The sequence below is a fragment of the Clostridiales bacterium FE2011 genome (genome assembly GCA_017569305.1).
Lineage (GTDB): Bacteria > Bacillota > Clostridia > Christensenellales > Aristaeellaceae > Aristaeella.
Genome location: CP069418.1, coordinates 1,085,145 through 1,106,500 on the forward strand (window position 1 = coordinate 1,085,145; position 21,356 = coordinate 1,106,500).

27 protein-coding genes are annotated in these 21,356 nt (G+C 51.6%); 12 read left to right on the forward strand and 15 right to left on the reverse strand.

Features of this window, described 5'->3' with window-relative positions; all coding sequences use genetic code 11:
- The first annotated feature begins 6 nt into the window (after positions 1 to 6).
- Entirely contained in the window at positions 7 to 516 is a 510-nt protein-coding gene (locus tag JRC49_05155) for a DinB family protein (protein QTE72205.1), read from the forward strand.
- A gap of 66 nt (positions 517 to 582) precedes the next feature.
- Here JRC49_05155 and JRC49_05160 read toward each other — a convergent pair whose 3' ends face one another.
- Positions 583 to 1,887, reverse strand: coding sequence for an O-acetylhomoserine aminocarboxypropyltransferase/cysteine synthase (locus JRC49_05160; GenBank protein QTE72206.1), 1,305 nt, complete (start codon positions 1,885 to 1,887; stop codon positions 583 to 585).
- A 645-nt stretch (positions 1,888 to 2,532) separates the two neighbouring features.
- Between JRC49_05160 and JRC49_05165 the strand changes: the two genes are divergently transcribed.
- The 5 genes from JRC49_05165 to JRC49_05185 all read left to right on the forward strand — a co-directional run bounded on the left by JRC49_05165 (position 2,533) and on the right by JRC49_05185 (position 6,180).
- Entirely contained in the window at positions 2,533 to 3,192 is a 660-nt protein-coding gene (locus JRC49_05165) for an amino acid ABC transporter permease (protein QTE72207.1), read from the forward strand.
- Complete coding sequence (locus JRC49_05170; protein QTE72208.1) at positions 3,173 to 3,847, forward strand: amino acid ABC transporter permease; 675 nt, start codon at positions 3,173 to 3,175, stop codon at positions 3,845 to 3,847. Before JRC49_05165 ends, JRC49_05170 begins: the two co-directional genes overlap by 20 nt.
- Positions 3,848 to 3,851: 4 nt before the next feature.
- Positions 3,852 to 4,613, forward strand: coding sequence for an amino acid ABC transporter ATP-binding protein (locus JRC49_05175; GenBank protein QTE72209.1), 762 nt, complete (start codon positions 3,852 to 3,854; stop codon positions 4,611 to 4,613).
- Between the two features lie 21 nt (positions 4,614 to 4,634).
- Positions 4,635 to 5,474, forward strand: coding sequence for a transporter substrate-binding domain-containing protein (locus JRC49_05180; protein QTE72210.1), 840 nt, complete (start codon positions 4,635 to 4,637; stop codon positions 5,472 to 5,474).
- A 73-nt stretch (positions 5,475 to 5,547) separates the two neighbouring features.
- The gene (locus tag JRC49_05185; protein QTE72211.1) at positions 5,548 to 6,180 is read left to right on the forward strand and encodes an arylesterase; all 633 of its coding nucleotides are present in this window, start codon (positions 5,548 to 5,550) and stop codon (positions 6,178 to 6,180) included.
- Positions 6,181 to 6,275: 95 nt separating this feature from the next.
- Here JRC49_05185 and JRC49_05190 read toward each other — a convergent pair whose 3' ends face one another.
- Positions 6,276 to 7,301, reverse strand: a complete 1,026-nt coding sequence (locus JRC49_05190) for a hypothetical protein (GenBank protein QTE72802.1) — start codon at positions 7,299 to 7,301, stop codon at positions 6,276 to 6,278.
- Positions 7,302 to 7,901: 600 nt separating this feature from the next.
- Between JRC49_05190 and JRC49_05195 the strand changes: the two genes are divergently transcribed.
- The 6 genes from JRC49_05195 to JRC49_05220 are packed head-to-tail and all read left to right on the forward strand — an operon-like array spanning position 7,902 to position 11,513.
- The gene (locus JRC49_05195) at positions 7,902 to 8,387 is read left to right on the forward strand and encodes a GNAT family N-acetyltransferase (GenBank protein QTE72212.1); all 486 of its coding nucleotides are present in this window, start codon (positions 7,902 to 7,904) and stop codon (positions 8,385 to 8,387) included.
- A gap of 18 nt (positions 8,388 to 8,405) precedes the next feature.
- Positions 8,406 to 8,867: a GNAT family N-acetyltransferase gene (locus JRC49_05200; protein QTE72213.1), complete on the forward strand. Its 462-nt coding sequence runs from the start codon at positions 8,406 to 8,408 to the stop codon at positions 8,865 to 8,867.
- A gap of 18 nt (positions 8,868 to 8,885) precedes the next feature.
- Positions 8,886 to 9,308 carry a GNAT family N-acetyltransferase gene (locus JRC49_05205; GenBank protein ID QTE72214.1) on the forward strand — a complete coding sequence of 141 codons (423 nt, stop codon included), beginning with the start codon at positions 8,886 to 8,888 and terminating at the stop codon, positions 9,306 to 9,308.
- Positions 9,309 to 9,349: 41 nt separating this feature from the next.
- A complete protein-coding gene (locus JRC49_05210) occupies positions 9,350 to 10,063 on the forward strand; it encodes an MBL fold metallo-hydrolase (protein QTE72215.1) in 714 nt (237 codons plus the stop codon).
- A 37-nt stretch (positions 10,064 to 10,100) separates the two neighbouring features.
- Positions 10,101 to 10,583: a pyridoxamine 5'-phosphate oxidase family protein gene (locus JRC49_05215; protein QTE72216.1), complete on the forward strand. Its 483-nt coding sequence runs from the start codon at positions 10,101 to 10,103 to the stop codon at positions 10,581 to 10,583.
- A gap of 42 nt (positions 10,584 to 10,625) precedes the next feature.
- Positions 10,626 to 11,513: an EamA family transporter gene (locus tag JRC49_05220; protein ID QTE72217.1), complete on the forward strand. Its 888-nt coding sequence runs from the start codon at positions 10,626 to 10,628 to the stop codon at positions 11,511 to 11,513.
- 30 nt (positions 11,514 to 11,543) lie between these two features.
- Here the strand turns inward: JRC49_05220 and JRC49_05225 are convergent, their stop codons facing one another.
- The 13 genes from JRC49_05225 to JRC49_05285 form a co-directional block, all read right to left on the reverse strand.
- Positions 11,544 to 12,092 (reverse strand): GNAT family N-acetyltransferase, encoded by a 549-nt coding sequence (locus JRC49_05225; protein QTE72218.1) that lies wholly within the window; start codon positions 12,090 to 12,092, stop codon positions 11,544 to 11,546.
- A 14-nt stretch (positions 12,093 to 12,106) separates the two neighbouring features.
- A complete protein-coding gene (locus JRC49_05230) occupies positions 12,107 to 12,766 on the reverse strand; it encodes a class I SAM-dependent methyltransferase (GenBank protein ID QTE72219.1) in 660 nt (219 codons plus the stop codon).
- Between the two features lie 74 nt (positions 12,767 to 12,840).
- Entirely contained in the window at positions 12,841 to 14,379 is a 1,539-nt protein-coding gene (locus tag JRC49_05235) for a hypothetical protein (protein ID QTE72220.1), read from the reverse strand.
- Positions 14,376 to 15,110: a CPBP family intramembrane metalloprotease gene (locus JRC49_05240; protein QTE72221.1), complete on the reverse strand. Its 735-nt coding sequence runs from the start codon at positions 15,108 to 15,110 to the stop codon at positions 14,376 to 14,378. Before JRC49_05240 ends, JRC49_05235 begins: the two co-directional genes overlap by 4 nt.
- 43 nt (positions 15,111 to 15,153) lie before the next feature.
- On the reverse strand, positions 15,154 to 15,642 hold the full coding sequence (locus tag JRC49_05245) for a hypothetical protein (GenBank protein ID QTE72222.1): 489 nt from the start codon (positions 15,640 to 15,642) through the stop codon (positions 15,154 to 15,156).
- Between the two features lie 21 nt (positions 15,643 to 15,663).
- Complete coding sequence (locus tag JRC49_05250) at positions 15,664 to 16,152, reverse strand: GNAT family N-acetyltransferase (protein QTE72223.1); 489 nt, start codon at positions 16,150 to 16,152, stop codon at positions 15,664 to 15,666.
- Positions 16,153 to 16,255: 103 nt separating this feature from the next.
- Positions 16,256 to 16,840 carry a GNAT family N-acetyltransferase gene (locus tag JRC49_05255; protein QTE72224.1) on the reverse strand — a complete coding sequence of 195 codons (585 nt, stop codon included), beginning with the start codon at positions 16,838 to 16,840 and terminating at the stop codon, positions 16,256 to 16,258.
- Between the two features lie 192 nt (positions 16,841 to 17,032).
- On the reverse strand, positions 17,033 to 17,671 hold the full coding sequence (locus tag JRC49_05260; GenBank protein QTE72225.1) for a hypothetical protein: 639 nt from the start codon (positions 17,669 to 17,671) through the stop codon (positions 17,033 to 17,035).
- Positions 17,672 to 17,803: 132 nt separating this feature from the next.
- Positions 17,804 to 18,574: an ABC transporter permease subunit gene (locus JRC49_05265; GenBank protein QTE72226.1), complete on the reverse strand. Its 771-nt coding sequence runs from the start codon at positions 18,572 to 18,574 to the stop codon at positions 17,804 to 17,806.
- Complete coding sequence (locus tag JRC49_05270; GenBank protein ID QTE72227.1) at positions 18,571 to 19,470, reverse strand: ABC transporter ATP-binding protein; 900 nt, start codon at positions 19,468 to 19,470, stop codon at positions 18,571 to 18,573. The genes JRC49_05265 and JRC49_05270 overlap by 4 nt, the downstream gene beginning before the upstream one ends.
- Entirely contained in the window at positions 19,470 to 19,673 is a 204-nt protein-coding gene (locus JRC49_05275) for a PLDc N-terminal domain-containing protein (protein ID QTE72228.1), read from the reverse strand. Before JRC49_05275 ends, JRC49_05270 begins: the two co-directional genes overlap by 1 nt.
- 66 nt (positions 19,674 to 19,739) lie before the next feature.
- Positions 19,740 to 20,465, reverse strand: coding sequence for a MerR family transcriptional regulator (locus JRC49_05280; GenBank protein QTE72229.1), 726 nt, complete (start codon positions 20,463 to 20,465; stop codon positions 19,740 to 19,742).
- A 145-nt stretch (positions 20,466 to 20,610) separates the two neighbouring features.
- Positions 20,611 to 21,207 (reverse strand): HD domain-containing protein, encoded by a 597-nt coding sequence (locus tag JRC49_05285; GenBank protein QTE72230.1) that lies wholly within the window; start codon positions 21,205 to 21,207, stop codon positions 20,611 to 20,613.
- Positions 21,208 to 21,356: the final 149 nt, after the last annotated feature.

Here is a 21,356-nt window from a genome sequence, read left to right on the forward strand (position 1 = left end):
TTATGTATGATTATCAAAGATACTGTAAAGCCGAATTTTCTGAACATCCGGACGTCCATCAAAGCCTACGACCGCGACGCCCTCTGCTGCGGCGCACCCTGCTGGCGCTGGGCTTATCACGCCCTTCATTCTGCGGACAAGTGGTTCTTCAACCCCAATGTCTATGAAGAACCTTCTTTCCATGAGGAAGGAATGGACAACCCGGACAATCCCACCAGTGTGATCCTGACCGATGAACAGCTGCTCTCCTACCTGGATCGGATTGAAGAAAAAACCTACCGCTACCTGGATTCCCTGACGGATGAAATGCTGTATGAAAAGCCGGAAAACTGCCGCTTCACCCGCATGGAGCTGGTGCTGCGGCAGTACAGGCACTTATCTTTTCACACCGGCATGCTGAACGGCCAGACGGCAGTTGCCACCGGCAAATTCCCCATGTGGGTTTCGGAAGCAGACAAGTATGTGGATGACGGCATCTTCTTCGGCCGCTACCGGAAGGGTCGGGTCAATCCATAAAAAAACGGTCTCTGCTGCTTGTGGCAGAGAGACCGTTTTATACTTTTCCTTTGCATGAAGCGGACCTTATTTAACCGCTTCAAATGCATCTTCCAGTGCCGCAATCAGATCCTTCACGTTCTCTGTACCGATAGAGAGACGGATTGTATTCGGCTTGATGCCCTGATCCAGCAGTTCCTCTTCTGTCAGCTGGCTGTGGGTGGTGGTGAAGGGATGGATCACCAGGCTCTTCACATCAGCCACATTGGCCAGCAGGGAGAAGATCGCCAGATTGTCGATAAACTTCTTCGCGGTTTCGCTGTCGCCCTTCAGTTCGAAGGTGAAAATGCTGCCGCCGCCGTTCGGGAAGTACTTCTTATACAGTGCGTGGCTGGGTTCGCTTTCCAGGGACGGATGATGAACCGCTTCCACCTGCGGATGCTTGCTGAGGTAATCAACAATCTTCAGGGTATTCTCCACATGACGTTCCACGCGCAGGGACAGGGTCTCCAGGCCCTGCAGGAACAGGAAGGCATGGAAGGGAGACAGCGTGGAGCCGGTATCCCGGAGCAGGATGGCACGGATGTAGGTCACGAAGGCAGCGGGGCCGACCACGTCATAGAAGCTGACGCCGTGATAGCTCGGATTGGCGTCGCTGATCCACGGATACTTGCCGCTTTCCTTCCAGTTGAACTTGCCGCCTTCAACGATCACACCGCCGATGGCTGTGCCGTGACCGCCGATGAACTTCGTCGCGCTGTGCACCACGATATCCGCGCCCCAGTCCAGCGGACGGACCAGGTAGGGTGTTGCGAAGGTGGAGTCCACCACCAGCGGAAGTCCATGGGCATGAGCAATCTTCGCCAGCTTTTCAATATCGGCGATATTGCTGTTGGGGTTGCCCAGGGTCTCCACGTAGAGCGCCTTGGTGTTCGGCTGAATCGCCGCTTCAAAGGCGCCTTCCTCATCCGGATCCACAAACGTGGTGGTAATGCCGGAAGTCAGGGGCAGGGTGTGCTCCAGCAGGTTGAAGGTTCCGCCATAGATGGTCTTGGAGGCCACAATGTGCTCCCCGGCCTTGGCCAGTGCCTGGAGGGTATAGGTAATGGCCGCGGCGCCGGAAGCAACCGCCAGGGCGGCGGAGCCGTTCTCCAGGGCGGCGATGCGCTCCTCAAACACACTCTGGGTGGGGTTTGTCAGCCGGCCGTAGATATTGCCGGCGTCCCGCAGGCCGAAGCGATCGGCCGCGTGCTGGGCATTATGGAAAACATAGGCGGCAGTGGCATAGATCGGAACCGCACGCGCGTCGGTTGCCGGATCAGCCTGTTCCTGACCGATGTGAAGCTGCTTTGTTTCGAAAGACCAGTTGGCGGAATTCTTAATATCAGACATTGTTTTAATCTCCTTTATTTCTATCATTCTCTGGATACTTGATCCTGTTATTCTGTTTGGTTTAACCCGGATAATTATGCATTGTCTTCTGCATTCGCATTCGATTCCGGCTCAGCAGCACGGCCTTCAATCTGCATTGAAATTTCATCACCGGAACCTCCTTTCGTCTTGCGTTGGCATTAATCTACTGTATGAATAGGTTTTTGTCCAATACCGGAGATCAATAGACAGTTATAAACCCAATCTATAGCTGTTCATGTTCTGACAAAATTATTATTTTTTGTATAAAAGGAAAGAATTCTCCGGACAGGGCAAAAAACAATTGGAATGCAATATTGCCTATTGACATGGTAGGTAAGTGGTGATAATATGCCATCAAGCTTTTCACGAAAGCTGAATGAAACAGAAAGGAGGCGCGGACATGTTTACGGAAAAGAAGGTTGTAATCCTGAGCACCTGTTGTCGAATGCTGATCTCCCGGGCATGCACTATGGCTGGGGCGTCGGCATGTATGTGTCTGCGCTCTGAATAATCCGCCTCAGGATCACGCGGAAGTCATATCTGCCCGGGAGCTTGTAAACGGCTGCCGGGCTTTTCATTGAAAGCTCCGGTTACCGTACCGGAAAGAAAGGAAGAAGCAGCACAGTGGATTGGGCGTATATCGGAAAAGTCCTGCCGCTATATGGAAAAGCCGCCTGGCTCACCCTGCGGACAGGCACAGCGGGCATCCTGCTCGCTGCCCTGGTGGGTCTTCTTTCCGCCGCCGTGCTTCACTGGCGTGTACCGGTGCTTCGCCGGATCACCGCCGCCTATGTGGAGCTGAGCCGGAATACACCGCTGCTGGTACAGCTCTTCTTTATCTACTACGGCCTGCCGAAGATCGGCATCAAAACCAACCCGGAAGCCTGCGGAATCATCGGCCTTGCTTTTCTTGGCGGCGGATATATGGCAGAAGCCTTCCGGAGCGGGATTGAAGCCGTAGACCGGATTCAGGAAGAAAGCGCATTGAGTCTTGGACTCACACGCTGGCAAACCTTCCTCCATGTGATCCTTCCCCAGGCCATGGCCATCAGTGTCCCGGCCTTCATGGCAAACGTGGTTTTCCTCATGAAAGAGACCAGCGTTTTCTCTGCCGTAAGTCTCATGGACCTGATGTTCACCGCCAAGGATCAGATCGGCCTGTATTACCAGACGACGGAAAGCCTTTTCCTGCTGGTAAGCGCTTATCTGCTGATCCTCCTGCCGCTCTCGCTGCTGGGGACCTTCTGGGAAAGGAGGCTGCGGCATGCCGGATTTGGGACTTGAAGTCCTCTGGAAAGGAAAAAACTTCGTCCGGCTGCTGGGCGGTCTCTGGGTGGCCCTCCGCATCAGCCTGATTGCCGCCGGCATCAGCGTTGCGGCCGGTATCATTCTGGGAATCCTGGCCAGTCGGAAGCACTCCGTTTCCTCCGTAATCCTGCGGATCTGGCTGGGCATCATCCACATCATGCCCCAGATGGTCCTGCTGTTCCTGATGTATTTCGGAACAACCCGGGCCTTTGGCTGGAATCTATCCGGCGAAACAGCCGCCGTCATCGTCTTTTCCCTCTGGGGTACAGCGGAGATGGGCGACCTGGTCCGCGGCGCGGTCAGCAGCATTCCCGCCATCCAGCGGGAAAGTGCGGAAGCGCTGGGACTGCAGCCGGTGCAGGTTTACCGCTGGATCATCCTGCCCCAGGCAGTACGGCGTCTGATTCCTCTTTCCATTAACCTGATTACCCGGATGGTCAAGACCACCAGCCTGGTGACCCTCATCGGTGTGGTGGAAATCCTGAAGGTTGCCCAGCAGATTATTGAGGCGAACCGGAAGGCAAGTCCGAACGCGGCGTTCGGCGTATACCTGACCATCTTCGTAATGTATTACCTGGCCTGCCGGCTCCTGAGCCTGGCGGCTAAGAGACTTGAAAAGCACTGGAGGTGAGCGCGTGGCGGAAACAGTACTGAGCATCTCGCATCTGACGAAGCGGTTTGATGATCAGACCATCCTGGAAGATCTTTCCCTGGATGTCCGTGAAGGAGAAGTGGTCGTCATCGTCGGCTCCAGCGGCTGCGGAAAAAGCACGCTCCTGCGATGTATTAACGCCCTGGAATCCATTCAGGGCGGAGAAATCCGGCTCCGGGGCGAACCGATCCGGCAGGACAGTAAAAACCTGCCGGAGATGCGCCGGAAAGTCGGTATGGTGTTCCAGAACTATGAGCTGTTCCCTCACCTGACTGTGCTGGATAATATCCTGCTTGCTCCGGTGAAGGCGCAGAAACGCTCCCGGGAGGAAGCCCGGGAAGAGGCGCTGGCGCTGCTGGATCGCGTCGGCCTGAAGGAAAAGGCTGGCAGTTATCCCCGGCAGCTCTCCGGCGGCCAGAAACAGCGGGTAGCGATTGTCCGCGCCCTGATCATGCATCCTGAAATCCTGCTCTTTGATGAAGTGACCGCCGCACTGGATCCGGAAATGGTCCGGGAGGTGCTGGACGTTATCGTCAGCCTGGCAGACCAGGGAAAAACAATGCTGATCGTAACCCATGAAATGTCTTTTGCCCGGGCCGTCGCCGACCGGATCATCCTGCTGGAAGACCGGCGGATCCTGGAAGAAAGCACCCCGGAGCAGTTCTTTACCTCCCCGAAAACGGAACAGGCAAAGAAATTCCTGCAATCCTTTGAATTCAACAGAAAAAATAAAGCAGAGGCTTAAAAGCCCGAAAGGAGAATTCCCATGAAAACTGTTCGTAATATCGTCGCCCTCGTGATTGCCCTCGTTCTGACCCTTTCCCTTGTCGCTGTCGCGTCCGCTGATACCGTCTTCCGTACCCTGGATGAAATCAAAGCCTCCGGAACCATCAACATCGGCGTCTTCTCCGACAAGAACCCCTTCGGTTATGTGGATGAAAATGGCGAATACCAGGGATATGACGTCTATTTCGCCCGTCGCATCGGTGAGGATCTCGGCGTGACCGTCAATTATGTTTCCACCGAGGCTGCCAACCGTGTCGAGTATCTCGAAACAGGTAAAGTGGACATTGTCCTTGCCAACTTCACCGTAACCCCTGAGCGCGCTGAAAAAGTAGATTTCGCCCTGCCTTACATGAACGTAGCACTGGGCGTTGTCTCTCCCGACAGCCGTGTCATCAGGGACCTGTCCGAAATCACCGCGGATGACCAGGTCATCGTCATCTCCGGCACCACCGCCGAAGACTACCTGATCAAGAACAATCCCGAAATCACCCTGCAGAAGTACGACACTTACGCCAATGCCAAGAACGCTCTGGAAAACGGCAATGCTGTCGCCTGGGCCAATGACAACACTGAAGTCATCGCCTTCGCCCTGCAGAACGAAGGATATACCGTCGGTATTCCCTCCCTGGGCAGCCAGGACACCATTGCTCCCGCCGTCACCAAGGGAAATGAGACCCTGCTGACCTGGATCAATGATGAAATCAAGGCTCTGGCCGCCGAGAACTTCTTCCACAAGGATTACGAAGAGACCCTGGTGGACACCTACGGTCTGGACTATGAAGACAGCCTGGTGCTGGAAGGCGGCGGACTGGCCGAATAAGCGGCAACTCTAAACTCAAAAAAACGGGGACAGAACTGTTTCTGTCCCCTGTATTCCGATGAATGGAGCCTTTATGAAACAGATACTCGCCTTTGGAGATTCCAATACCTGGGGTCTGATTCCGGGAACCTGGGACAGATACCCGGAGTATGTCCGCTGGACGGGTATCCTGCGTAAGGCTGTTCTTCCGCTGGGTTTCCGGATTCTGGAGGACGGTGTGTGCGGAAGAACCACCGTCTTTGATGATCCGGGCCGCCCGCTGCGCCGGGGCATTGATTCCATCCTCCGGTATAAAGACATAGAGGGCATCAGCCTCGTTATTCTGATGCTTGGAACAAATGACTGCAAAAAGGTTTTCCGGGCCGCGCCGGAACAGATTGGCTGTGGGCTGGAACAATGCATCCAATGCTTTGAAGACTTTCTTCCGCCGGAAAAAATCCTGGTAGTTTCCCCGATTCTGCTGGGGCCGGATGTCTGGAAGCCGGAAAAAGACCCTGCCTTCGATCAGATTTCGATTGATACCTGTGCAGAACTGAAGAACGTCTATCAGGCAATCGCGCAAAAGCGGGGAAATGCCTTCCTGGCGGCCTCCGATTATGCCCGGGCTTCATCCGTAGACGATGAACACCTGAATGCAGAAGGCCATGAGCTCTTTGCCGCAGCGATTATTCAGAAAGTCAGGCAGCTGATTCTGTCTGCCGCGTAAGTAAACCCTCGCAAATCCATAGTCTCCCTGTTTCAAAGTAAAATGCCTCCCCCGCTCACACACATCGCAGGAGAGGCATTTTTATTGCAGTCATTTCAGCTGATCCCTTCAAGCGCTGCACCACTTACGTAAAGGGTATAACCGTTGCCGATCACGTTCTCCGCATTTCCGGAAAACTCAGTGATATACGTATCTGCGGTCAGGATCCAGGTACTGGTCTCATCCAGGGAGACAGAAACTGTTCCGGTTTCAGTGGAAACCTGTGTTCCCTCCGCGTTCGTGATTTCACCGCTGATATTGCCCTCAAAGGTGGAACCATTGGCCAGGGATAGTTTCAGCGTGGAGTTTTCACCGACCAGGATCGTCCCGGTCAGGCTCTGCGCATCTGCATTCAGTTCTGCAATGTTAGAAGCTCCGTTCCATCCGTCATCGCAGACGGAAAGCAGGATATCGCTGCCTTCGTTGTTCAGGGTGACGCTGTTCAGGGTAATTACTGCATGGGTATTGGTCACGTGGAACATATGACCACTGAGGCTGGTCAGGCTGCCTCCGGTCATGGTAAAGGCGGAGGTGCCGCTGTCCGCGTCGCCGCTCATGGACTGGTAAATCATGATCGAGTCCAGGAAGGTAGCGTGTCCGTTGCGCTGCGTATTGTTCGCGGTCAGGTCGCAGTTCTCCAGCGTAATGGAATTCATTCCTTCAATACATACGCCCTCGGAAAGGTTGGAGACCAGCGTCGCATCCCGGACAGTGATAGCCGCGGTGGAATAGATCGCAGGAGAGCCCAGTCCGTTGGACGTATAGGTGCCGCCATTCACGGTCACTGTTCCGCCGCCCCGGTCTGTCCGGATAGCTGCGGAGGATCGCCCGGAGGTAGTTACAGTCAGGTTCTCCGCGTAGGTCACTCCGCCGCCGGTAGTCATGATGCCGCCGGAGCCGTCCCCGGTGGTAGTAATGGTCGTACCGGAAATATACAGGGTGGTACCGTCTCCGTCCGCTCCGTTCCGGCCTCCGTTTCCGCCGTAGCAGAAGACGCCGTTTGCCCCGGAAGCAGAAGATTCAATCGTTCCGCCCGTAATGGCAGTCGTAGATCCGCCCATCACCAGCACTGCCGCATTCAGGCCATAGAAGTTACAGTTGTCTCCGCCATTGGAATCGCCTGTCTTTGTAACAGTAATATCAGTCAGGTTTACAGTATCGGCAGCATTAATCATCAGAGCACTTTCGTCCGCCGTATCAGATGAATAGACTTGCCCGTCTGATTCTGTTGGTTCGGTTATTTCTGTTGCCGCGGCATATTCAAAGGAGGAGGTGCCGCCTCCGGGAGGTGTCCCTCCGCCGAAGCCTCCGCCGCCCGGCGGATCTCCGGGAGGATTACCGCCGCCAAAGCCTTCAGGTGGTTCTCCGGGCGGATCTCCCGGCGGTGTTCCGCCATTGAAACCTTCCGGCGGTTCTCCCGGAGGTGTACCCTGGGGAGCCTCCGCAAATACACCGGCAGCGGAGAGCATCAGTGATATCGTCAGCAGAATGGATAACAGTTTTTTCATTCTTCTTATCTCCTGTCTGTCAATCATTTTTTTAGTAGCCGGGATTATCCCCGGCAGCATCATTATGCATGCCAACCTTAAAATATCCTTAAATGTTTTTACCATGAACATGGCTCTGTATGATATAATCCCCGATGGATATTCTCCTCATTATTGATATGCAGGTAAAAAGATATGGAAATTACGTTTGAACAGCTTACTCATGAGAATTATAACGCCGCCTGTGCGATTGACCGGGATGACATCCCGGAAAGCTTTGTCGATACCGCTTCCACCATTATGGAAATCAATGACTACGGCTTCGAGCATAATCTCATCGGCCATACATATCTGATCAGGTGTGACGGCTCCTGTGTCGGGCTGATCCTCCTGGGTGAAGCAATTCCCTGGGAAACGGATCCGCCGCAGGTACAGCAGGAACCGTTCTACCGCCTGATGGGCTTTGTCATCGACAAAAACTTCCGCAGCAAAGGAATCGGCGGACTCGCGCTGGAAGGAACCATTGCCCGGGTGTATCAGGATTTTGGCGTCAGGCCCATTGTTATGGGCTGCCATAAAGATAATGATCGGGCCGCCGCGTTCTATGAAAAGCACGGATTTAAAAAGACAGATTATATGGAGGGCAATGACTGTTATTACCTCCGTTATCCGGAAGAATAAACAGGGAGAAATAAGTCAATGGAAATGAACCAGGATATCCGTATAGTGGAAACAGACCTTACCGAAGAAGTCCTGGATAAACTCATCCGCATGTCTGAGGACTGGGAAAAAGAAAACAGCTGCCACGGTTATCGGAAGAACGATAAATCCGACATCGATGGAAACCGGATTTTCCTTGCATATGACGGCGACGCCGTGATCGGTTATCTGTTCGGGTATGCAGAAAAATCCAAAGAATCCTCTTCCATCATGCCGGACGGCACGCCCTGTTTCGAGATTGAGGAGCTCTATGTATGCCCCGAATACCGGAGTCAGGGCATCGGGAGAAAGCTGTTCGATTATGTGGAAAACACAGTCCGGGGAGAAGTGGACTACCTGATGCTCAGCACGGCGACAAAAAACTGGAAAGCGATCCTCCACTTCTATCTTGATGAACTGGATATGAATTTCTGGAATGCCAGGTTGTTTAAACGGATTTAAAGAAGGAGAATAACGTTAATGGCTGAATCAATCATCAGAAGAATCGATGAAGAAGATCCCCGGGTCGGGGATTTTATTCATGAAGGATTTACCCGGTACGGAGAACAGAATGGCGTAGTCCTGAACTATGACGGCTTTTGTTTTGCCGCGGAAACCAGCGAAGGAAAGATCGCCGGCGTCATTACCGGCCATGCGTACTATAACGAAGTGCATATCGGCGACCTGATCGTGGATGAACAGTACCGGGGCACCGGCCTGGGAAGCCGGCTGGTCCGGGCTGTGGAAAACGCCTATAAAGGAAAAGGATATGATGTCATCACCCTCACAACCTTTGGCTTCCAGGCTCCGGAGTTCTATAAAAAGCTGGGATATACCGTTGAGTTTATCCGGGAAAGCAAGGATCCGAAACTGAATAAGTATTTCCTGAAGAAACAGCTGTAAATCATGATCGGAAAAGATTGATTTCAAAAGGATAGTAACATATGAGGATTCTTAATCTGGGAAACTGGGCAGTCAACAACTGGCTCATCCCCGGAGAAAATGGATATATCCTGATTGATACAGGTTATGAAAAAGGCTTTCGCCGGTTTCAGCGAAAGCTGAAGAAAAACGGGATCCGGCCGGACGAAATCAAGACGGTCTTTTTAACCCATGCCCATGATGATCACGCGGGATTCCTGAATGATGTTCTCGCTGTCACTCCGGCAAAGGTCATCCTGCATCCCAAGGCAGTCGAAGGCCTGAAGAAAGGGCAGAACTCCTTCACCGGCGGCTGCTCCGGCCGCCTGGCCTGGTGTTTCTGTCAGGTCCTGGCCTTCCTCGGGAAAGGGGAACACCGGTATCCTTCGATTAAAGGAGAGTATCTTGACCGCCTGGTCACGACTGATTCGGAAGCATTCCGTGCCATGAATCTTCCTTTTCAGGTTGTGGAAACGCCCGGGCATACGGCGGATCATATCTCCCTGCTGATGGAAGATACTGTCTTCTGCGGAGACGCCGCCATGAACGGCTTCCCCAGCCGGAAACGGGTTATCATCTGGATAGAGGATCTGCTTCAGTTCAGCCAGTCCTGGGAAAAACTCCTGCAGTCCGGAGCAAAGAGGATTTATCCCGGTCACGGAAAGCCATTTCCTGCAGCAGATCTGAAAAAGAACAAAGCGTATCTGGATCAGGTCAGGCTTTATCCGTTAAAATAAAATCCGCCTGCTAAACTTACACAGGGAGGATCAGACAATGTTCAGGGAAATGAGACGGTTCAAACAGCAGATTCCCGAAGCGGAGTGCATTCAGATCCTGAAAGAGCAGCCCCGCGGTGTCCTTTCCATGCTGGGTGATGATGACTATCCCTATGGTATCCCGATGGATCACTGGTACTGCGAAGAAAACGGCAGGCTCTACTTCCACTGTGCGAAAACCGGTCATAAACTGGATGCGGTCCGGAAGCATGACAAGGTCAGTTTCTGTGTCTGTGACGAGGGCTTCCGGAAGGAAGGCGACTGGGCTCTGAACATCCGCAGCGTGATCATCTTCGGACGGATGCACATTGTGGATGAACAGGATGACGCACTGAGACGGAAAATCGCCGTTAACCTGTGCAGAAAATTTACAGATGATGAAGCCTATTTGCAGAATGAACTTGTCAACGCCCTTCCCCGGGCCAGCTTTCTGGAACTGGTCCCGGAGCATATGACCGGCAAGCTGGTCAATGAATCCTGATCGTTGATCCTGTTCTGATAATATGTACCTGAGGTGTTAAAAATGGAGCGCAAACGGAACATCGGCCCTTTGCTGATTATTCTGGCCGGTATCTTCTGGGGCAGCATGGGAATCTTTGTCAGAAAACTTGGCACCTATGGATTCACCTCTGTCCAGATCGTAGCCATCCGCATCACGCTGGCCGCGCTTGTTTTCAGTATAGTGCTGTTCATCCGGGACCGCTCCGGTTTCAGGATTACCCTGCGGGATCTTCCCCTTTTCCTTGGTCTTGGGTTCGGAAGCATACTGTTCTTCACAGTTTGTTATTTCACTGCCATTACCATCATGCCGCTTTCCACGGCAGCCATTCTGCTTTATACCTCGCCGATCTGGATCATGCTGATGTCCATGCTTTTCTTCCGTGAAAAGCTGAACCGTATCAAGCTCATCGCCCTGGCTCTGGCCTTTGCCGGATGCGTCCTGGTTTCCGGAATCTCCGGAGAAGGGATTACGCTGATCGGCCTGCTGATCGGTCTGGGTTCCGGCATTGGTTACGGCCTTTACAGTATCCTGGGCACTATTGCCCTCCGCCGGTATTCACCCTATACCGTCACAACATACACCTTCCTTTTCGCTGCCGCCGGCTCCTGGCTGGTTTGCGGTCCGGGAGACATGATGGCAAAGTTCTCGGCCGCGGCTGATCTGCCGTTCCTGCTCTTCTTCTGCTGCCTCACCGCGCTGGTAACCGCGGTCGTTCCTTTCCTGTCCTATACGCTCGGCCTTCGGACTGTGGAGGCCAGCCGCGCGGGAATCCTGGCTACCATTGAGCCTATGGTGGCAACGCTGATCGGAATTCTGGTTTTTGCTGAGCCGTTAACCCTGCTTTCGGGCCTGGGCATCCTCCTGATTCTCGCAGCGGTTGTCCTGCTGAATCGAAAACAGAATCAATAAAACAGGGACCGGATTAACCGGTCCCTTTCTTCATGTTTGCAGTTCAATCAGGTAATGCTGTTTGAGGATGCCGTCCTCTTCGAATTCTTTCACCAGTTTCCCTCCGCAGCTCATGGCAGTCTTCGCGGAAGCTGTATTATCCTTGTCACAGGCGATGATCACCCGTTTCAGCTTCAGCTGTCCTGCGTATTCCAGGCAAAGCTCCAGCTGCTGTGTTCCGTATCCTTTTCCGCGTTCGGAAGGCCTGATACCATAGGCGATATGTCCGCCGCTTTCCAGCTCTTCTGTCAGGGTATGATGAATCTTGACGCATCCGATCAGCTTTCCGTCGGAAACGCGTCTGGAGAAAAACGTGCTTGTCTGCACAGTATTCTCCGGACTTTTCTCCCTGATGAACCGGATCCGGTTCAGCCATTCATCAAAACTGTCGTCAAACGCCAGGCCGCCGCTGCCATGAACCTGCCTGTCGCCAAAGGCAAAGTGCTCCTCTTTGTATTGAAGTATTTCATGCTCCATATCTTTCGAGGGGCTTACCAGCACAAGCTCATTCCGGTCCATACGCATTCCTCTGTCAGACATTCGGGATCTCTTCTTTACACGGTTGCGAGAACCGTACAGGTTTTCTCACTCCACCTTTTATCGATCCGTACATCCCGGAAACCGGCCCGGCGCAGAACGTCCATCTCATGTTCAACCGTAAGGGGCGTATCGAAATGATAGAACTCATCTTCTGAGAGTCCCTGTTCTTTTTTCAGCCTGGCCAGCGTCTCAAAATATTCCTTTTCCAGTTCATCCGATTCTGCGAAGCAGTCCGTCAGCACAAACGTTCCGCCCGCTTTCAGCGCTGTGTGAAGCTTCCTGTACAGCGATTCTTTCATTTCATCCTTAAAATGATGCAGAGATTCCACGGACACCGCGGCGTCATATACATTCTCGCCAAGCGGCACGTCAAAATAGGAAGCCTGTACAAGGGTCAGGTCCTTCTCCGGAAACTTGGCCTTCAGGGCATTCAGCATCGCTTCAGACAGATCAATACCCGTGACTTTCGCCTGGGGATTGAACCCAAAGTATTCTTCCAGTTCAAGGCCGGTACCGCAGCCCAGGTCAAGCACATTGCTTCCCGCGGTCTTCGGCAGCAGTGAAGCGGTATAGGCGTAGAAATCTGCCGCTTTTTCAACGTTGCTCATCATATGTTCATCATAGCCGTCAACACGTACGGCAAAAAAGTCATCCATTTTCTCCAAAGGACTCATTCTGTTATCTCCTTAATATTCTCTCTCATTGTGTTTTTCCCGGGTTCAGCGGCTTCCCGGACAGTTTTCCTGTCTCAAAGAATACTCTGCAGTTCCTCCGCAACCGGTCCGCAGATTCTCTCCACTGTTCCCTCTGCAAAAGGATCAGAAAGTCCAGCAATTGCCAGCAGTTCCCGGAAGGATTTGCTTCCCCCTGCCCTGCACAGCTTCATATAGTTTTCCAGCGTCCTGGTCCGGTCGTTCCGCATCCCCCTATGGAACTCCCAGGTACTGATCTGGGCTATATCGTATTCGATGTAATAAAAGGGCACTTCAACGATGTGTGTCTGATGAGGCCAGCATTTTCCTTCGCGCAGATCATCCTTGCTGATCCTGATCCAGGGCATGTATTTCTGCGAAATATCTGCCCATAGTTCGCATAATACCGTCCTTGTTCTGCGGGGAAGATCATACATCCTGTGCTCAAATTCGTCAATTGCGCAGCGATACACCAGGTTCTCCATCTGCTGAAGCATATGGTTTCGGATATACTCTTTTTTCCTGTCGCCCACAAACGATTCCAGATACGGATACATAAAGAGCTCCATTGTCTTGGAATGGATCTCATTCACTGCGGGGGAGGATCGATGATACTCGTACAGGGGCTGTGTCCGTGCCGCTGTATAAAATGCAAAGCCATGTCCGAACTCATGCACCGCATATCCCGTTTCCATACCGTCTCCGGAATAATTGCCGATAACAAAAGGCAGCTTCTTGCCTGGAAACATACAGCAGGTCCAGAGAATCGACCGTTTGTTTTCCCGGCTGTCCAGATCATATAGTTCCTTTTGAATCATTTCTTCAACGAAGTTCCCGGTTTCTTCGGACAGTTCGTGAAACATCCTGCTGATCGCGGCAATCAGTTCTCCGCTTCCTCGCGCAGCAGCGGGAAACCGGGTCTTCTCAACCCCGCGTCTTTTCAGGTCATCCAGGACCGGCGTGACAGTTTTTTGTACCTGTTTCCTGAAAACGGACAGTTCATCCCGTCCGTAATCATACCGGTTTCTCAGCCGGTATCCCAGTTCTATATAATCTTTATATCCAAGAGATGCCGCAAGATCGCGACGGATTTCGATCAACCGGCTAAACACTTCAAACAACTCATTGTCATCCCTGTTACTGTTTCTCATCAGCCGTCTGTATTCCGTTTTCAGCCGGGACTCCTCCGTCTGCAGTTTCAGGCTGTCTGCCTCATTCACAGTCGTTTTCTCTTTTATCTGCGCAAAGATCATGCTTCCAAACTCGTTCTCCAGTCCGGACGCGAAGCATGAATGCTTTGCCAGCAGATTACATTCATCGCGGAGAGCATAAACTTCCGGGTCTTCCATATTCTGAATTTTTACTTCTTCTGTGCTGTTTTCATAATCCATTCCACACAAATGCCGGACATATGCAATCTCTTCCTGGAATTCCATGTATTCGCATTCTGCTTTCACAGCAAGCCACGCTTCACGCAGTTCTTCATAGGATGCCGCGTCCCGGATACGTGTTTTCAGTCCGTTCAGACGGTTTTTCAGCGCTGTGTAATCCGGTCTTTCATAGACCCATTGTGAAAACCGCATGGTTATGTTCATCCTTTCAGGTGCTTCCGGTTCCATAGGGTATACACGCCCAGCAGTACGGCGCTGGCTCCGACCAGGATCGCTGTCGCAGTCACAGGCCCGCCGAGGACCTGCATCTGCGCCTCCTCGTTTGAAATCACGGAAAAAGCATTAAACACGCTGTGAAACACGATGCAGGGAACCAGGCTTCCGCCTCTGTGAAACAGAATTACCAGCGTAAAACCAATCACCACAGCAAAAATGATCTGGCCGCAGGTTTCAAGCAGATCCTGGCCGTTGATCAGGTTCACGATATGGCCGATTCCGAAGGTCACCGCTGAAACAACCACAGCCCGTGCCAGGTTCTTCTTTTCCATTGCCCGGAACAGGAATCCGCGGAAGATCATCTCCTCCAGGAAACCCACACACAGCATGCTGACTACAAACAGCATGGATTCCACAGGCGCGTAACGCAGTGCCGGGCTGAAAACAACCTTATAGCTGGCAACCAGTACCAGCGGCAGGAAAAACCAGGCCTGGGAGAGCCGGTATCGGGGAAGGAAAAGCCCGTATTTCTCTGTCAGTCCGTTCCTTTTCACCCATACCAGGATAAAAGCAGCCAGCCCGGCATGGAATATCGCCGGGAACAGCTTATAAATCCCGGCCATTTCGCTCAGTGCTTCCGCCAGGCAGGTGCCAAAGATATAGATCAGAATCCACATAACGGCAAAAGCCGTTTCATTCTTCTCATACAGTTTTGTCATGATCGTTCCCTTATATCATTTCAGTTTCTGGTATATTCCCGGATCAGGATCTGTTTATATGCTGCATCATTTCTTTAACGATATCCCCGATCCGCTTGTGATCGGTATCTATGACAATATCTTCGGAGCAGGGCGGCAGGTGAAGCCAGTAGTAATTCGTTTCCCCTTTATCGCCCCGTTTGTCGTGCCGTTCTTTCAGCGTTTCTTCCGAACAGGTGAGTGTGAAACCGATCACCTGGTAGTCTTTGGCGGTAATCCCGTTCAGGATTCCCTCGCGGATCCCAGGATCCGTCAGCACAACAGAGGTGAAAAACACATATTCAAAATCCGAATCCAGGTAGTTTGACAGGATAAAGGACATGCTTTTATCCCCGTTGCGCAGCCGCCTGTCTGTCACAGAAAAAGGATGAACGCACCAGCACCAGTCTCCGTCCAGATAGGCGCTGTTATTATAGCTTTCAAACAGACGTTCACCAACGGCAGTCTTCCCGACGCAGGGGGAACCGCTGATGAGAATCAGCTTTTTCTGCATGCTTTTCTGCTCCTTATGTGTTTATTGTTTGACGCTGAATCGGAACAGCGGATCCCCACCCTCTTCCGTTCCGTACTGTACCATGCCGCCTTTTTCCATGGCCCGTTTTGACGCGATATTGTCTTTATCGCAACCTCCGTGAACGCTCTGAAGGCAGAAATCTTCCGCCGCGATCCTCAGCAGTTCCTTCACACACTGTGTTCCATATCCTTTGCCGCGATATTCCTCATCCAGCAGGATGAAGATCTCCGGTTCTGTATGGCTTGCCCGTCCATCCAGTCCGCACCATCCCATGATGGTTCCGGGATGATCTTTCCCGCAGACAGCGAGGCACAGATGATAGATGCAGCCTTTGGTGTTTTTCGCGTAGTTATCACGCATATAGTCAATCGCGCCCCGTGCCTCCGCTTCAGAAACAGGTCGATGATCAGACGGCCAGGTCCGGACGACTTCAGGTAAATCTTCTTCTGTTACAAAATGTAGAATCAGTTGTTCTGTCTGATAGTCCATCGGTGTTCCCCCCTGTTCGCTAATCTATTGACTTGAAAAAAATTAGCATCAGTATATCACGAATAATCAGGATCAGAAAGGTGGAAAAACGGGATTTTGCCCTTTACGCAAGGATTTTCTTCATCCGGATGGGATATCCGGATCCCAGGAAGCGCATCAGGGACGTTTTCTCATTTCTGTCAACCGTAAAGCCATGCTTCTCATACAGGCTGATGGCCGGCTGGTTGTTGGAAAACACATGCAGATAACATACAGAGTATTTCTTTTGTTTGAATACATCATTCAGCAGGGCAGACGCAACGCCTTTCCGTCTTGCCTCGCTCCCCGTCACAAGCACGTCAATATACAACTCGTCCTGGAAACTCACCACCGGCTTCTGGAAAATGGCGTTCATCTGTTTGCTGATAATGGCGCCCTTCATTCTCCCGAAAAGCCGCACGCAGGTATCCAAACGAAAGTCGATTGGTCGTATTTCGTGTGTGGCAATTCCCAGCAGGCCCAGTACCTTTCCGTTTTCCACATAACACCTGAACAGGTTCGGATGGAAGATCTCCAGCATCAGTTCCTTTTTCAGTTTTTCATCCTTGGAAAAAGTCATCATGTGACCGAAGCCTTCCATAAACAGATCCACAGCCTGGCTTTTCTGTGTAAGCGTCAGTCGCGCATATTCCATAATCTCATAACTCATTACAGCAAATCCCTCCTCTGCATTGATGAGTACCTTCATGGTACTTCTCCGGAGAGAAGGGTAAAAGGGGATCTCATTAAAGGAAGATGATAATTTGCTTTGAATAATGCAATCCTGTTCCGGCCCTGCACAAAAACAGATCCCGTTCGCTGGCGAACCGGATCTGTTCTGAATTTTTACGCTTTTTCAGAATTACAGGAGGTAAAAATACGTGAATACTTCGTCTGTTGTATCTGTCTGGAAGGTTGTGGCTGTCACTGTCACCATATAATCATCCCGGAGTTCCCACAACTGTTTGAAGTACACCGGTATGCTCCCGATTTTATACGATCCCTTCACACCGGTGAAGGTTTGACCCCCGACAGTGACCTCTTCCACACCCACCTGAACGTCTGTGTAGCCGGCTCCTCCCAGCATGGCCTTGAATCCATCCAGTGAATTCTCCGCCACATATGCAAGTCCCATCAATTTGTAGACAGCTGTAAAATTCTTTATATTCTGGATCTGGATATTTACATTCTGCTGATGGTCCGGTTTTTCAGCCATCATGATGCCGATATTTCGGTCAATCAGTTCGTCCAGCTCATGGAGCAGGGCTTCCTTCGTCCTTTGGTTGACTTTTTCCAGTTCCTCATCCGTATAATAATGCCATCCTTCCAGTGTGCATCCCAGCCCAAGAAAACCATTCTCGTATGTTTCATTCTTCACTTCGCCGAAAAGCGTATCCACGGCCGCTGTCTCGGCCTGAACCGATATCACCATGCATACTGACATAATCACCAGTATGATGGCAGTCAGTCTCCTGATTTTTGCACCGTTGTTGCTGAACATATGCGGTGTCCCCCTTGCGTATTTACTTTGCCTTGTCAGCCATAATGTATACTGTCTTTCCGCTTCTGTCAATTCATGCACAAAAAAAGACCCGGTTCACCCCGGAACCGGATCTGTTTTTTTATGTTCGTCTCACAATTGTTTTCTGTTGAATGCGGAAACGCTGACCGCAAGGCACACCGGTATCATCGCTGCTGCGATGACCAGCGGCACTGTATAAGCCTTTGGCTCCGCCATGCCGTATATCAGGGATGTCCCGTCCATCAGCATCGTCGGCATAATCTTTTTCAGCCCGGAAAAGAAGCTGAGCAGGTAGGAAACAAGCACCACGCTGCCTGTTCCGGCCAGTACGCCTGTATTTGACCCTGCCATCGTGGAGAACAGGACCATCAGTGCAACAGCAAACAGCCCGAACACCCACCAGCAGGTCACGGAGAACAGCAAGTGCTGCACCATGGCGTTGTCCCAGAAAAACGCGGTATATCCGCAGGTGATTCCGGCGCACAGCCAGTAGCAGATTGTCCACAGGAAAACCAGTACAACCGCTTTGGCAGCAACAACCTTATGGCGTTCCAGTCCTTTTGTCAGGGACAGCAGCAGGGTTCCCGTCTGGTATTCCCGGGTAAAGATGCTGCTTTCAATCAGGACAAAAGCGATTAACCCGATCGGCATATTCTTGAAAAACTGCACCCAGGAATCCATAGCGGTTACGGAAACAGAGGTGAAAATCAGGCCGCTTCCGGCCAGGGAGTCCGCCATCATTTCCATCAGCCAGGGCGTCAGCTTTGCGATAGCCGGACTCATAATGCCCAGCACAATGAACAGGATGCCAAGGATAATCAGCTTCCCGGAACGCCGCTGTTCCAGCATTTCTTTGCGGATGAAGGCCAGTAAAGATTTCATTTCTCCACCACCTCCACAAACAGGGATTCCAGCGTCGGTTCCACCCGTTCAATTTTCACAACAGGAACAGCACGATCCGCCACAAAACGGAATACTTCTCCAGGAGCATAATCCTTTTCACTGAAAACCAGCTGGTTTTGTCCGGTCTGGCGGATATCGGGAAATGCCTTCTGCAGGGCATGCATTCCCTCCTCATTGTCTGTTTCCACCAGGTATTCATCGCGCCGGTATTGGGTTCGGATCTCCGACAGTTTCCCCTGGATATCCACCATGCCCTCATTAAGCAGGGCAATATCGGTACAGATCCGCTCCACGTCCGAAAGGATATGGGTGGAAAACAGCACTGTCGTCTGTTCCCTGACCGCCAGGAGCAGATCCAGGATTTCCTTCCTTCCCACCGGGTCAAGGGCGGAAGTCGGTTCATCGCAGATCAGCAGCTTCGGCCGGTTCAATAATGCCTGGGCAATGCCCAGCCGCTGTTTCATGCCCCTGGAATAGCCTTTGATGCGGTGCTTTTCTCCGTTCAGGCCCACCAGTTCCAGCAGTTCCTCACTGCGTTCCCTGTACACTTTTTTCGTCATCCCGGTGATCTCGCCGCAGAATCCAAGATATTCCCGCGCATTCATAAAGGAATAGAATTCCGGCACGTCCGGCAGATAGCCGATATACCGGTTCGTAGTTGTCTGCCCGTAGACCGCCTTTTCCCCGTTCACCAGGATTTCTCCCGCGTCCGCTTTCAGCAGTCCCAGGATCGTTTTCATTGTCGTTGTTTTACCGGCGCCGTTCCTGCCGATAAAACCGAATATACTGTGCTCCGGCACTGTCAGGTTCAGGCCTTTCAGCACCTCTTTATCACCGAACCGTTTATGCAGTCCGGTGATCTGCAGCATCTCCATTATGCTTCCTCCCGGCCGAAGGCAAAATAGAGAATCGGCCCGACGAATCCCATCAGCGCAATACAGATGATCAGCCACAGTTTCCTGGTTCCGCGTTTATATTGATTATGTGTCAGGATGTGATACAGCGCGTAGCCCAGCAGCAAAAACTGTACAACAATTAAAGGGATCAGAAACGGAAGGTATTCAGTTATATTATTCATATGTTTATTCTCCTCAATCTTATCAGCGGCACGTATGCCTGTCCCTGACCGGCGTCAGGCCTTTCTTCATTTGGCCTCCCCGGCCCATGTTTCCACACAGTAGCCGTGGTGTCCGCACTTCACACAGGTCAGTTTCCTTGTCTTCGGTGTATGCTTTGCCCAGAACATTTCCTTAAAAGCCGGCTTGAACACCTCATGGCATTGCGGGCAGATGTATGCCACATTCCTGTAATAGTACCTGGAGACCGTAACACCGAATATAACCGCTGCGACAACCCATACAGGGAACAGCCACCAGATGCCCTTGAAAATCCAAAGCAGAATAGCTGCCCATTGCAGGATGGATACAGGCAGTCCGGTCAGCAGCATATTCCTGTGTACTGCGCTCAGTCTCTTCTTGTTTTCCATAATGGTCGCTATGTCACCGATTGAATCAATGGAGAATGTCGCGTTGCTTTTGATTTCCCTTTTCAGTTCTTCCAGCCGGTTCATCTGCTCCTGGCGCTCGCTGATTTCCTCCCGCAGCACCTGTTCCTGCTGCTCCAGGAAAATGGAAATCACGCTGCCCGGATCTTCCTCTTCCAGCAGCTTTCCGATGGTGTCCAGGGACAGTCCCGTATCCCGCAGGAAACAGATGATCTTCATCCTTTTCAGGTCATCTTCGGAATACAGTCTGCGCCCGCCCTCGGTTAACGCGCTGGGAATCAGGATTCCCCGCTGATCATAGAACTGAACAGTACGAACCGTAACACCGCAGGCTTTCGCCAGTTCTCCGGTGGTGTATTGTGACACAGCTTGCTTCCTCCTTTCGGGGCCAGATTAGCATGTGACGCAGCGTCACAAGCAACACCTGACGTAAGGGGATTTTTTTATTTTTTCTTCAAAATCGAAGATCTCTGCCAATTTGTCTTCTGGCAAATCGTTTTTCGGCCAGCGTTCATTCCTGTTCATCCTGATCGCAGCCAAGAACAATCTCTTTAATCCTCTGATATCTTTCACGGAATATTACCTTTGTGTTCTCACTCAGGTCATCATAGTCCTTTTCAAAGGTTTTTTCCATCCATTCCCTGATCTCATTCAGCGAAATCCCGTTCCTGCTGAAAGCGGAATTAAGCAGCATGGGAATATTGTCAAAGTGGGCCAGGATATCCGCGTCGCACACACATAGCTCTTCGATATTGGCCGCGTTTTTTGAACTTCTGTGATGCAGCACGCATCCCAGCACCCGATCCTTAACGTCTTCCGGGCAGGAAAACCGGTCCAGGATCTGATCGCTCAGGATCTTCCCGTTCAGGTGATGGTCTTTTCTGTCTCCGGCTTTCTCAATCAGCGCAATATCATGCAGCAGGGCTCCCAGGGCAACAATGGTCTCATCCGCATGATACTGTCCCGCCAGCTTCATGGCCTCTTTATATACATACCGGATATGTTCATTCCAGAAATCATAATGATCCTCCGAATCCCTCTTGTAGGCTTCGGATTTATCTATCACATACTGCCTGATTTCTTCTGTCAGTCCGGTCATCATGATCATCTCTTTTTCGTATAATTCTTTTGTTTTTTATATTTCCTGATTCATCTTACGGTTCCCATCATACCATGAATGCAATCACCCGTAAATGCGGGCATTGTTCATTATTCTTGCCACTTTTCATTTCATATAGTATCCTTTTCATCGGCTGA